Genomic DNA, 12,422 nt, shown 5'->3' with positions numbered 1-12,422 from the left:
TCAAATGCAGCGCTTAACTATTTATTAGTAATAATCTTGCGCGTCGTCCGCTTCAGCTTATGCTTTAAGCATAGGGGAGAGGAAAGATGTTTACGAAAAGTCTGATCATGCCTTTGGGATTCGCAATTCTCGCCATATCAGGCCTGCTGTTTCAGATAGCCGCCTACGTGCTGAACTCCCCGGTCACCGTGCTGCAGCCCTGAGTCACATAAGTTGCTGAACCCGCAAGCAATCTCGGTAACTGGGAGTGGAACTTCCTCTCGTTTCGTGCATTCTGTGACTCGTTTTGCCAGGAGGGAGATAACCATGGAAAACGCAGGCGTGGGTTGGATTGCAGCCATCATCATCGGCGGTATCGCCGGATGGCTGGCGGAAAAGGTCATGAGCAGCAACATGGGCTTGCTCATGAACATATTGCTCGGCATCGTCGGCGCCATTGTCGCCAACTGGATCCTGGGTCTGTTACACATCCAGCCGCTTGCCGGTTGGCTGGGCTATCTGATCACCGGTTTTATCGGTGCCTGCATCCTGATTTTCATCGGCCGTCTCATCCGCCGCTGACCCCGGCCGCTGGCCTCAATCTGCGCGTTAGACATATCGAAAGCCGGGCGTTGATGACGTCCGGCTTTTTCTTGAGCTCTGAATTCCCGTTCAGCGGCGGCTGAGCAGGCCGAACACATAGGCAATGCCTGCCGTCACCGCGAGTGCCATGAGCGGTTCTTCGCGCACCTTGTCGCGCAGCCGTTCGGTCATTACCGAAGCCTCGTCCGTCACCGCCGATTTTGCGCCCTGCCCCAGCGCGACCACGCTTTCCGTCAGCCGGGAGAGATCGTTGCGAAGGGCTGCGACCTGCGCCGACAGATCGTCTGCTGCGATATCAGCCTTGACACGCGCGGCGGTGGATTCGGCGGAAGCGGTTTTCAATTCTGCCATGGTCTGCTCCTGTTTCATGGGATGCCGCTTCAACGAAATGGCGGCCCGAAAAGTTCCGCCGCAACCGATCTTTTGTTCGCCGCAAAGCCGCCGCGGCCGGGCAGCCGCCTTGTGCAGCTTTTCGCGCGACAAACCCTTCATTTCCTGTCGGGTTTGTTTTAAGGAACGTCGAATGTCCGCCGGCGCGCGGCTCAATGATACTGCGAGGTTTGCGTTTCCATGTTCCATATCCTGAGAAGAGCTGCTCAGACCTGGGTTGCCAAGCTCCTGCTGCTTTTGCTCGTCGTCTCCTTCGGTGTCTGGGGCGTGTCGCATGAGCTGTTAACGGGCGGCAACAGCACCACGGTCGTGACCGTCGGCGATCAGCATGTGGACGTCAACGAATTCCACCTCGCCTATCAGCGCCAGGTGGCAAGCCTCAGCCAGCAGTTCGGCATGCGCCTCACCCCCGAGCAGGCCCGCGCCTTCGGCATCGAGCAGCAAGTGCTTGCCCAGCTCGTGGCCGGCGCCTCGCTCGATCAGCTAGCCGAAGACATGAACCTCGGCCTGTCGGAGGATCGCCTCGCCCAGCTGATCGCCGACGATCCGGCTTTCAAGGCCGTCAACGGCCAGTTCGACCGTGAGCTCTTTGTCTCGCGCCTGCGCAATGCCAACATCCGCCAGGACGACTACATCAAGGAGCGCAGCAAGGTCGCCGTCCGCAGCCAGGTCGTCGATGCCATCTCGAACGGATTCACCGCGCCGAAGACGCTGGTCGACGCCTTGAAGCTTTATGGCAATGAAAGCCGCAGTGTCGATTACCTGCTGCTCACCAACGCCAATATCGAGCCGATCAAGGCGCCCGCCGACGACGTGCTGGCGACGTGGTTCGAAGGTGTCAAGCAGCGTTATCGGGCGCCAGAATACCGCAAGCTCATTTATCTCAAGCTGCAGCCCGCCGATATTGCCGACGCTGCAACCGTCACCGACGATCAGATCCACGAAACGTTCGACAAGAGCAAGGATATCTACCGCACACCGGAAAGCCGCACCATCGAACAGTTGACCTTCGCCAGCAAGGATCTTGCCGCCGCCGCCGAAACGGCGCTGAAGAGCGGCACCAGCTTCGATCAGTTGGTCTCCGACCAGGGCAAGACGGCAAGCGACGTGCTGCTCGGCGAATTCACCAAGGACAAGGTTCCCGACCAGGCCGTTGCCAATGCAGCCTTCGCGGTTTCGCGCGATGGCGGCACGACGCCTGTGGTCGACGGCTCCTTCGGGGCCGTCATCCTGCGCATCACCAACATCAAGCCGGAAACGGTGAAGAATTTCGACGAGGTGAAGGAGGATATCCGCAAGCAGCTGGCGCTTTCCAACGCCTCTCAGGAGGTGATCAACGTTCATGACCGCATCGAAGACCTGCGCGCCGGAGGTTCCACGCTCGAGGATATCGCCGGTCAGCTGAAGCTCCAGGCCGTCACCGTCGATGCCGTCGACATGACCGGCGCCGACAAGGAAGGCAAAGAGGTCAAGGATCTCCCGGCCAAGCAGCAGCTGCTCGGCGAAGCCTTCAAGACCGAGGTCGGCGTCGATGCGCCGCCGCTGCCGATCGGCAATGACGGCTATGTCTGGTTCAACGTCCTTGAAATCACGCCGGACCGCGATCGCCCGATCGCCGAGGTGCGCGAAAAGGCCGTCGAGGACTGGACCGCCGAACAGCAGAAGGCCGAGCTCGCCAAGAAGGCCGACGCATTGAAGGCCGAGGCGGCGAAGGGCACGGCACTTGCCGATATCGCAACGCCGCTCGGCATCGCCGTCGAAAGCAAGAGCGGTGTCACCCGCTCCACCGACGATCCGGTGCTCGGCCGCGCCGGCGTCACCGCCGCCTTCTCCGGCCCGGTCGATACGGTCGCGAGCGCCGTGGGCGCCGATCCCTCGACGCAGATCCTGATGAAGGTCACCGAGGTCAACAGTGAGCCGACCGGCGACGTCCTGAACAACCGCGATGCCCAGATCACCGCCATGGCCAATGCCGCCGGCGACGACATCCTCGATCAGATGGTCAACCTGCTGCAGACGCAATACGGCGCGCAGATCAACCAGAAGCTCGCCGAACAGGCGACAGTCCGCTAGGAGGCCTTATGACCGATCTGAAGCCGTTCCTGGCCAAGGCCGCAAGCCGCGAGCCGCTGACGCGTGACGAGGCTCGCGCCGCCTTCGACATCCTGATGTCGGGCCAGGCGACGCCCTCGCAGATCGGTGGCTTCCTGATGGCGTTGCGCGTGCGCGGCGAAACCGTCGACGAGATCGTCGGCGCCGTCACCGCGATGCGCGCGAAAATGCTGGCCGTCGAGGCGCCGGCCGATGCGATCGACATCGTCGGCACCGGCGGCGATGCCAGCGGCACCTACAATATCTCGACGCTGGCGGCGCTGATCGTCGCCGGCGCCGGTGTCCCCGTCGCCAAGCACGGCAACCGGGCGCTGAGTTCGAAATCGGGCGCGGCCGACAATCTGGCCGCACTCGGCGTCAAGCTCGATGTCAGCCCCGAGATCATCTCCCGCTGCATCGCGGAGGCCGGCGTCGGCTTCATGTTCGCGCAGATGCATCATTCCGCCATGCGCCATGTCGGCCCCTCCCGGGTCGAACTCGGCACGCGCACGATCTTCAACCTGCTCGGCCCGCTCTCCAATCCGGCCGGCGTCCGACGCCAGCTGCTCGGCGTCTTCTCGCCGCAATGGCTGGTGCCGCTCGCCGAAGTCATGCGCGATCTCGGCTCCGAATGCGTCTGGGTGGTCCATGGCGACGGCCTCGACGAGATCACCACCACCGGCGTCACACAAGTCGCGGCGCTCGAGGACGGCAAGATCCGCACCTTCGAGCTGTCGCCCGCCGATTTCGGCGTCAGCCCTTGCGTGCTCGCCGACATCAAGGGCGGTGACGGTGTTGCCAACGCCGCAGCGCTTCGCGAGGTGCTCGGCGGCGCCAAGAATGCCTATCGCGATGTCTCGCTCGCCAATGCCGCCGCCTCACTGGTCATCGCGGGCAAGGCCGGGACGATCCGCGACGGCATGACGCTTGCCGCGCAGTCGCTGGATAGCGGCGCCACCGCGCTCGCCCTCGACAAACTCATCGCCGTTTCCAACGATATCGACTAGGATTGCCCGATGACCGATATCCTGAAGAAGATCGAACTCTACAAGCGTGAAGAGATTGTCGCCGCAAAGGCGACGGTGTCGCTCGCCGACTTGAAGGCGATGCAGGCCGGTCAATCCGCCCCGCGCGGTTTTCACAAGGCGCTCGTGGCCAAGCGTGATGCCGGCAATTTCGGCCTCATCGCCGAGATCAAGAAGGCGAGCCCCTCGAAGGGTCTCATCCGTCCGGATTTCGATCCGCCGTCGCTGGCGAGCGCCTATGAGGCCGGCGGTGCCGCCTGCCTGTCCGTCCTGACCGACAGGCCGAGCTTCCAGGGCGCGCCGGAATTTCTAACGGCCGCCCGCGCGGCCTGCGCGCTGCCGGCACTGCGCAAGGATTTCATGTTCGAGACCTATCAGGTGCACGAGGCCCGCGCCTGGGGCGCCGACTGCATCTTGCTGATCATGGCTTCGCTGTCGGATGATGAAGCCGAGCGCCTGCAGGACGAAGCCTTCGACCTCGGCATGGACGTTCTGGTCGAGGTCCACGACGCCGAGGAGATGGAGCGGGCGCTGAAGCTCTCTTCGCCGCTCGTCGGCATCAACAATCGCAATCTCCGCACCTTCGAGGTCAGCCTCACCGTCAGCGAGGCGCTTGCATCAATGGTGCCGGACGACCGGCTGCTGGTCGGCGAAAGCGGTGTCTTCACCCATGCCGATTGCAAAAGGCTGGCCGCCAGCGGCATCAACACCTTCCTGGTCGGCGAAAGCCTGATGCGCAAGGACGACGTGGCGGCCGCCACCCGCGCACTGCTCTTTGGCGAAGCCGTGCTGGCGGCCGAGTGAGATGGGCAGCGAGAAGCCCCGTCTGACCCATATCGGCGCTGCCGGCGAAGCCCATATGGTCGATGTCGGCGACAAGGCGGAAACGGTCCGCATCGCCACCGCCGAGGGCCACGTGCGCATGGCCGAGCAAACCCTGAAGCTGATCCGTGACGGCAACGCCAAGAAGGGCGACGTCATCGCCACCGCCCGCCTTGCCGGCATCATGGCCGCCAAGCAGACCGCCAATCTGATCCCGCTCTGCCATCCGCTGATGCTAACCAAGGTGACGGTCGATATATCAGAGGACGCCGCTCTTCCCGGCCTGCGCGTTACGGCCATGGCCAAGCTGACCGGCAGGACCGGTGTCGAGATGGAAGCGCTGACGGCCGTATCAGTCGCTTGTCTCACCATTTACGACATGGCCAAGGCTGCCGACCGGACGATGGAAATCGGTGGCATCCGGCTGCTGGAAAAATCCGGCGGCAAGTCAGGCGATTTCCGTCATCCGGAGGCCGGTCGATGAGCCTGCTGCCCGTCGCCGAGGCGCAGAACCGCTTGCTGTCGCGCGCCAAACCTGTCGAAACCTCCGAGACGCTCGACCTTGCCGAGGCCGAGGGCCGTGTGCTAGCCCGCGATCTCACGTCAAAGCTGACGCAGCCGCCGTTCAATTCCTCCGCTATGGATGGTTATGCCCTGCGCCGCGACGATGCACCGGAGCCCGGCGCCGTGCTGAGGTTGATCGGCACCTCGGCTGCCGGCCGTGCCTTCGAAGGCGAGGTCGGCAAGGGCGAGACTGTTCGCATCTTCACCGGCGCCCCGGTTCCCTCGGGCGCCGATAGCGTGCTGTTGCAGGAGGATGCCGAACGGCTGGACGACGGCACCATCCGCACGACATTCCCCGTGCGTCAGAACCAGCATGTGCGCCCGCGCGGACAGGATTTCGTCGAGGACGAAGCCGTGCTGCCGGCAGGCACGATACTCGATTTCACCCGGCTGACGGTTGCCGCCGGCATGAACAATGCAACGGTGGAGGTACGACGCAAGCCGCTGGTCGCCATCCTTGCGACCGGCGACGAGCTGTTGCCGCCAGGCAGCCAACCCGGCCCGGCGCAGATCATCGCCTCGAACGGTTTCGGCATTGCCGCCCTCGCCCGCAAGGCTGGCGCCGAGGTGCTCGATCTTGGCATTGCGCCTGACGACCAGGCAGCCATCACCGCCGCGATCGGCAAGGCTGAGGCGGCCGGCGCCGATGTGATCGTGACGATCGGCGGCGCCTCCGTCGGTGACCACGATCTGGTGCGGGCGACGCTGACGGCTGCCGGCATGGAACTCGATTTCTGGCAGATCGCCATGCGGCCGGGCAAGCCTCTGATGGTCGGCAGTCTCGGGCCGATCCACGTGCTCGGCCTGCCCGGAAATCCGGTCTCCAGCCTGGTCTGCAGCCTGCTGTTCCTGGAGCCGCTGATCCGCCGGCTCGCATCGCTGCCGCCGGTGCGGCGCGAGGCGACAGCCGAGACAGCCATATCGCTGCGAGCCAACGATCATCGCCAGGATTATCTCCGCGCCAGACTGGCGAAATCGGCCACGGGCGGCTGGATCGCCGAACCATTCGGCAAGCAGGATTCCTCGATGATGAAGGTCTTCGCTGCAGCCGACTGCCTCGTCATCCGCCCCCCGCATGCGGGTGAGTTGCCGGCCGGCGCACCCTGCCCGGTCATGCTGTTGCGGCCTGACCTCCTGGCATAGTCCCCGCCTTCAACTGGTGCCGGAGCGTGAAGACCCCTGCCGGCACCGCCCCGCCGCCTGTGCCGGCGCCGAAATCGGCAACGGCATGGGTCGCGATTCGACTCAATTCTCCCTGAGGCAGATAGGGCCGCTCGGGATCGCCAATCAGCACCTCGATGCCGCTTGCCTGACAGCGCCACAGGAAGGCCATCACCCGCAAGGCAAGGGCGGGTTCGTAGAACAGGTCGCCAACCACGAGAAGGTCTGTCTCCGGCGGCGGCTCATCGATGATATCGGCGGCGACGGCCACGATGTTCACATCATTGATCGCCGCGTTGAGGCCGGTTGCGGCAGTGGCATTGGCATCGATATCGACCGCCGTCACCGCCACTGCGCCGGCTTTGGCCGCCGCGATGGCGACGAGCCCGGAGCCGGCGCCGAGATCGAGGACACGGCGGCCCCCGACCGTCTCCGGCTGGTCGAGCAGATGGCGGGCAAGCACAGCGCCGCCGGCCCAGGGATAGGCCCAATAAGGCGCCGGATCGGCTTCTCCGCGGCCTGCAAGCCGCCAGAGCCCGCTCGCGGGGCCTGCGGTATGGAGCCGGATCTCGGGAATGCAGGGAACGGCTGATATCGGCAGATTGGCCTTGATGAAGGCGACTGGATCGGGTTGCGAGATGACCGGGCGTTTCATTGTCTCTCCTGCGTGGCTGAGCCCGATGGTTCAGTAGTTCTTCATGGCGAGATGCGGCATGCCACCATCGAGAAATTCCGTGCCATAGGCGACGAAACCGAAACGTTCATAGAGCGGTAGCTTGCCGGCCTGCGCTGTGAGATAGAAGCGGTTGTCGCGCGCGCTGCGATGCAGGTCCATCGCCCGCCCGATCATATCAGCCGCGATGCCGCGCCCGCGCCATGGGTGGGCAACCGCGACACGGCCGATCTTCACATGTTCCTCGGCGTAAATGACCCGCAGCGTGCCGGAGACTTCGCCCGCCGTGAGGGCGACGAGATGGTGGGCGCTGAGATCGTCGGCATCGAATTCTTCGGCTTCGGGAACCTTCTGCTCATGCACGAAAACGGCACGCCGCAGCCGGAAGGCCTCATTGCAGAGCATACTGAAAACCGGAACGCTGAGGATCGCTGTTTCCACCATCACAGGAGTTCCTCGAGGAATACGACCCAAGGCCCTTCGCCCGAACTGGCGAAGGGGTCCCGCGATTCAAACTGCTGCAGCATCCAGCGCTGTAGCAGCAAGATCAGCCGGGCTTCTTTTTTGAAAATTTGGCCTTCGGTCCGCCGCCCTTGCCCTCATATCTGGGGGCCTCAGATCTGGCGCCTTCGAATTTCGGCTTGTCGTATTTGGGCTTGTCGGATTTCGGACCATCGAAAGCGGGCTTGCCGGGTTTCTTGCTCCAGGGTTTGCTATCCCGTCTTTCCCCGCCGGCATTGTCAGCCGCAGCATATCCGCCGCCCGGCCCCTTGCCGAACTTGTTCTTCGGCCGCTCGCCGCGGAACGAATCGTCCGGGCGCTCGTCACGGGATGGCTTGCCGGCATAGGGCTTCGGCGATGGCGCCCGGCTGAAATCCGGCGTGCCGGAAAGCCGGGTCACGCGGATGCCCCGTTCGAGCGCCTTGTTGGGTCCGATCGCCGCCTGGAAGCTTTCGGCGCTCGCCGCGGCGATCTCCACGAAAGTTTCCTCGGGCTGCATCTTGATCGCGCCGATCTCGCGCTTCGTCACATTGCCGTTGCGGCAGAGCATCGGGATCAGCCAGCGCGGCTCGGCATTCTGCTTGCGCCCGACCGAGATAGAGAACCAGACGCTGGCGCCGAAATCCTCACGCGGTCCCTTCTGCGCCGGCTCGTACGGCTCGGCATTGTCGCGGCGCTTGCGGTTGCGCTCGTCCTGCACGGTAACCTCAATGAGATCCTCCGGCGCCGAATGATTGGTGCGGTATAGACGCAGGAAGGCGGCGGCAAGCTTTTCGGCGCCGTGGCTGGCGAGAAGCTGCTGCACCAGCCCCTGTTCTTCTTCCTGCGGTGTTTCGTTGAAGATCGGGTCAGCAAGCAGACGTTCGTCGTCGCGCTCGCTCACCTCCTCGGCCGAAGGCGGCCGCGCCCAGGCAGCCGAAATTCCGGCATTTTCGAGCAGGCGCTCGGCCTTGCGACGTGCGTTCAGCGGCACGATCATGGCGCTGATGCCTTTGCGCCCGGCCCGGCCGGTGCGGCCACTGCGGTGCAGCAGCGTTTCCGGATTGGTCGGCAGGTCGGCATGGATGACGAGATCGAGACCCGGAAGGTCGATGCCGCGGGCGGCGACGTCGGTCGCGATGCAGACGCGGGCACGTCCGTCGCGCATCGCCTGCAGCGCATGGCTGCGCTCGTTCTGCGTCAGCTCACCGGAAAGCGCCACCACGGCGAAATTGCGGTTGTTGAACCGCGCAGTCAGATGGTTGACGGCAGCGCGCGTCGAGCAGAAGACGATGGCGTTGGTCGCCTCATAATAGCGCAGCACGTTGATGATCGCGTTCTCGCGGTCGCTGGGCGCCACCATGAGCGCGCGATATTCGATGTCGACATGCTGCTTTTCCTCGGCCGCGGTGCTGATGCGCACGGCATCGCGCTGGTAGCTCTTGGCAAGCTTGGCGATCGCCGCCGGCACCGTTGCCGAAAACATCAAAGTGCGGCGTTCGTCCGGCGCCGAATCGAGAATGAATTCCAGGTCCTCGCGGAAGCCGAGATCGAGCATCTCGTCGGCCTCGTCGAGCACGGCAGCCTTCAGCTCAGACATATCGAGCGCCCTGCGGCGGATATGGTCGCAGAGCCGGCCGGGCGTGCCGACGACGATATGGGCGCCGCGCTCGAGCGAGCGACGCTCGCTGCGGATGTCCATGCCGCCGACGCAGCTTGATATCACCGCGCCGGTCATTTCGTAGAGCCATTCGAGCTCACGCTTCACCTGCAGGGCAAGCTCGCGCGTCGGGGCGATGACGAGGGCGAGCGGCGCGCCGGCATTGCCGAAGCGCTCTCGGCCTTCGAGCAGCGTCGGCGCCAGCGCCAGGCCGAAGGCGACAGTCTTGCCGGAACCGGTCTGGGCAGAGACCAGCGCATCGGAAGCGGCGAGCGCCGGATCGAGCATCGCCTTTTGCACCGGGGTGAGTTCGGCGTAACCGCGCTTCTGCAACGCCTTGGCGATCGCCGGGACGACGCCGTTGAATTCTGTCATGGGTTCGATCTTTCGGAGCTGTCAGGCGCGTGACTGCGCCATGGCCGGAGCCAGCCGGCGGGGTATTTGCGCCGTTCCTAACCGCTCCCGCGGCGATTGTCAAAGCGTGCGGCTACGCCACAGCCACGCGTCGATGTGGCTCGCCCGGCCGCGCAGCGTCGTTTCCAACGGTCCCTCGATCCGGCCGGACTGCGCAAGCATGCTGTCGGGGCCTGCCGCGCGGACGATTTCGGCGCTCAACGCCAGCTCGACGCCATGGCGGGCGGCCACTTCCATCAGGCGGCTGCCGACATTGATGGTGTCGCCTGCCGCGGTGATCTGCTGCCGGTCGCCGGTACCGAGACGCGAGGCGACGATCGGCCCGCAATGGGCGCCGACCTTGAAGCCGATCTTCTTTTGGGCGAAGCCCGCATGCGCTTGAAGCCAGGCCCGCGTGCGCTCACACAGGCTCACCGCGCAGGCAGCAGCCCGGGCGGCATCGTCATCGGAGGGTTCCGGCAGGCCGAACAGGATCATCGCCCCGTCGCCCATGAAGCTGGTGATGGCGCCGCCATGGGCGCGCGCCTCCTCGTCGATCAGTTCGAAGAAGCCGCTCAGCACCTTGCTCACCGCCACCGGTCCGACGGTTTCGCTGAGGCCGGTAAAGCCCGAGAGATCGATGAAGATGACGGCGGCGTTCTGGCGCACCGGCGTGGCGAGGAAATTCGGATGGCGCGCCAGCCACTCGCCGAGGCCGGGCGCCTCGATGCGCTGCAGGAGCGCGCTCTGTTCGGCATAATGGCGGGCGCGGCCACGGTCGCGCCAGAGTTCGGCCGCGCCGAAGATCAGCGCCGGCGGCAGCGCTGCGGCGATCGGCAGCGCCGCACTCAGCCAGTAGCCATGCGCATAGGCCGACAGATTGAGCATCGCCCAGACGATGAGCGTCAGCACGATGATGACATAGCCTGCCGCACTGCGGCGCCAGGCGACCAGCGAAACGAGCACGACCGTCAGACCGATGGCGGTGGCGGCATCGATCAGCCTTATCCTGTGGTCGCGCACCATGCCGTCGCCGGTGACGAGATGGGTAATCGCCGTCGACATTACCTCGACACCTGGCATGACGGGATCGAACGGCGTCGGAAAGACGTCGCCGCCACCGGTGACCGTCGAACCGATGACGACGATGCGGCCGGCGATCGCATCCGCCGAAAGCTTGCCATCCAATGCATCGGCGGCGCTGAAGGTGGCGATTCTGCCGTGCCCGCCGTAGAAGGTCACCGGCAACCGCTGGCCGATATCGGTGGGAATGCGCAGCTTTCCGAGCATGATGGCGTCGGGTTCGATGGTGGGATTGACTCCGAGCGCCACTGAAGCGACACGCAGCGGAAAAGCCGGATCCAGCCGCTCTGCGGTACGCGAGATCAGCGGAATGAAGCGCGGCGTGCCGGTCTGGTCGGTTGCGACATTGACGATGCCGACCGCGGCTGCCTCGGCGAAACGGGGAAGCGGCAGGAGAAGCTGGTTTGCCTCAGGGATGGCGGCAAGCGGATCGTCGGCGGTATCGCTCACGCGCTGCCGACTCTGTGCAAAGGTGGCCGCAGCCGCAATCACGCTCGGTCCCTGGCGAAGGGCTGAGGTCAGTGCCGCGTCGCCCTCCTCCGGCCCCGGATCGACCAGCAGAATATCGATGGCCACGGCTTTCGGCTTCAGCGCGGTGATCGCCTCGATGAGGCGCGCAAGCGTCGCCCGATTTAGGGGATAACCATGCGCCCCGGCGGTGCGGTCGTCGATCGCAACGATCGAGACAACAGGAGGCGGTGTCTTCGCCCCGACGATGACGCTGCGGATATCGGCAAGCGAGGCCTCCATCCGGTCGAGAATGCCGCTTCCGGCATTGAGATTGGTATAGCCGAGTGCTGCCGCCCAAAGACCGGCGAGCAGCAGCGCGATCACAGTCTGCAGGCGGTGGTTCATAGGATTTATTGGCCAAGGCGGGCAAGAAGGGCGGCGGCGCGCGGCGCCGGCCAGCGACGCACGACGAGGGGTTCGGTTCCGCCGCTGACATCGACGCCCTCACCCGGCGACAGCACCACCGGCTCGCCGGCCGGCCGGCGGACCGCGACGCTGCCTCTGACGACCAGCACCGAGGTCTTGCCACCCGCGACATCGACAGCCCATTGAGTGCCGCGCACGGCGGCGATCGCCTGCGGCGTCACGACCTGGAAACCGCCGGCATGCTGCGTGCTGTCTACATCGACGAGGATCGCCTTGCGGCGCAATGCCGCCGAATCAGGGCTGCCGTCGCGGTTGCGGTCGACGAGGCTGTAGGCCGCCCCGGCCTCTGCCGTTACCGTGACACCACCTGGACAACTGAGCACCTGGCGGGCGCCGGCATCACGCGAGACCGTGCAGCCGGCAGACTGCGCAACGGCCGCCCCATGCGGAATGAGGCCGACAGCGAGTGCGGCGGCAAGCAGGCTACGAAGCGTCCTATTCATGGAAAGTCCCCTTGACCGCGCGGGACAGCTTTTCGAAAGCGCCCCGCCAACCGTCTTCTTCCATGTGCGGCATGATAGCCGAATTCGGATATTTCCCTAGGCAAAAAAGCGAAGCGGCG

12 protein-coding genes are annotated in these 12,422 nt (G+C 64.8%); 6 read left to right on the top strand and 6 right to left on the bottom strand.

Going from position 1 to position 12,422, the window contains the following annotated elements; all coding sequences use genetic code 11:
* Nucleotides 1–306: 306 nt before the first annotated feature.
* On the top strand, nt 307–561 hold the full coding sequence (locus tag ACMUVN_RS06215) for a GlsB/YeaQ/YmgE family stress response membrane protein (RefSeq protein WP_047615234.1): 255 nt from the start codon (nt 307–309) through the stop codon (nt 559–561).
* Between the two features lie 90 nt (nt 562–651).
* Here the strand turns inward: ACMUVN_RS06215 and ACMUVN_RS06210 are convergent, their stop codons facing one another.
* A complete protein-coding gene (locus tag ACMUVN_RS06210; protein ID WP_047615451.1) occupies nt 652–933 on the bottom strand; it encodes a hypothetical protein in 282 nt (93 codons plus the stop codon).
* A gap of 219 nt (nt 934–1,152) precedes the next feature.
* On the opposite strand from ACMUVN_RS06210, the gene ACMUVN_RS06205 reads away from it, so the two are divergent.
* The 5 genes from ACMUVN_RS06205 to glp are packed head-to-tail and all read left to right on the top strand — an operon-like array spanning nt 1,153 to nt 6,617.
* Nucleotides 1,153–3,045 (top strand): peptidylprolyl isomerase, encoded by a 1,893-nt coding sequence (locus ACMUVN_RS06205; protein ID WP_063473960.1) that lies wholly within the window; start codon nt 1,153–1,155, stop codon nt 3,043–3,045.
* 8 nt (nt 3,046–3,053) lie between these two features.
* Nucleotides 3,054–4,070 (top strand): anthranilate phosphoribosyltransferase, encoded by a 1,017-nt coding sequence (gene trpD, locus ACMUVN_RS06200; protein ID WP_047615237.1) that lies wholly within the window; start codon nt 3,054–3,056, stop codon nt 4,068–4,070.
* 9 nt (nt 4,071–4,079) lie between these two features.
* Nucleotides 4,080–4,892 carry an indole-3-glycerol phosphate synthase TrpC gene (trpC, locus tag ACMUVN_RS06195; RefSeq protein ID WP_063473958.1) on the top strand — a complete coding sequence of 271 codons (813 nt, stop codon included), beginning with the start codon at nt 4,080–4,082 and terminating at the stop codon, nt 4,890–4,892.
* Nucleotide 4,893: 1 nt separating this feature from the next.
* The gene (gene moaC / locus ACMUVN_RS06190; protein ID WP_047615240.1) at nt 4,894–5,394 is read left to right on the top strand and encodes a cyclic pyranopterin monophosphate synthase MoaC; all 501 of its coding nucleotides are present in this window, start codon (nt 4,894–4,896) and stop codon (nt 5,392–5,394) included.
* A complete protein-coding gene (glp, locus tag ACMUVN_RS06185; protein ID WP_168333028.1) occupies nt 5,391–6,617 on the top strand; it encodes a gephyrin-like molybdotransferase Glp in 1,227 nt (408 codons plus the stop codon). Before moaC ends, glp begins: the two co-directional genes overlap by 4 nt.
* Here glp and ACMUVN_RS06180 read toward each other — a convergent pair.
* From ACMUVN_RS06180 to ACMUVN_RS06160, 5 genes are all read right to left on the bottom strand, one after another.
* Nucleotides 6,586–7,290: a class I SAM-dependent methyltransferase gene (locus ACMUVN_RS06180; protein WP_132571811.1), complete on the bottom strand. Its 705-nt coding sequence runs from the start codon at nt 7,288–7,290 to the stop codon at nt 6,586–6,588. The genes glp and ACMUVN_RS06180 overlap by 32 nt on opposite strands.
* 30 nt (nt 7,291–7,320) lie before the next feature.
* Nucleotides 7,321–7,755, bottom strand: coding sequence for a GNAT family N-acetyltransferase (locus tag ACMUVN_RS06175; RefSeq protein WP_080759978.1), 435 nt, complete (start codon nt 7,753–7,755; stop codon nt 7,321–7,323).
* 100 nt (nt 7,756–7,855) lie between these two features.
* The gene (locus ACMUVN_RS06170) at nt 7,856–9,823 is read right to left on the bottom strand and encodes a DEAD/DEAH box helicase (RefSeq protein ID WP_132571814.1); all 1,968 of its coding nucleotides are present in this window, start codon (nt 9,821–9,823) and stop codon (nt 7,856–7,858) included.
* A 99-nt stretch (nt 9,824–9,922) separates the two neighbouring features.
* Nucleotides 9,923–11,779, bottom strand: a complete 1,857-nt coding sequence (locus ACMUVN_RS06165) for a CHASE2 domain-containing protein (protein ID WP_132571817.1) — start codon at nt 11,777–11,779, stop codon at nt 9,923–9,925.
* Nucleotides 11,780–11,784: 5 nt separating this feature from the next.
* Entirely contained in the window at nt 11,785–12,303 is a 519-nt protein-coding gene (locus tag ACMUVN_RS06160) for a FecR domain-containing protein (protein WP_097544310.1), read from the bottom strand.
* Between the last annotated feature and the right edge of the window lie 119 nt (nt 12,304–12,422).

Source organism: Rhizobium sp. IY2 (genome assembly GCF_047532935.1).
In the GTDB taxonomy this organism is placed as follows: domain Bacteria; phylum Pseudomonadota; class Alphaproteobacteria; order Rhizobiales; family Rhizobiaceae; genus Rhizobium; species Rhizobium anhuiense.
This window is presented reverse-complemented; position numbering and strand designations above follow the sequence as displayed.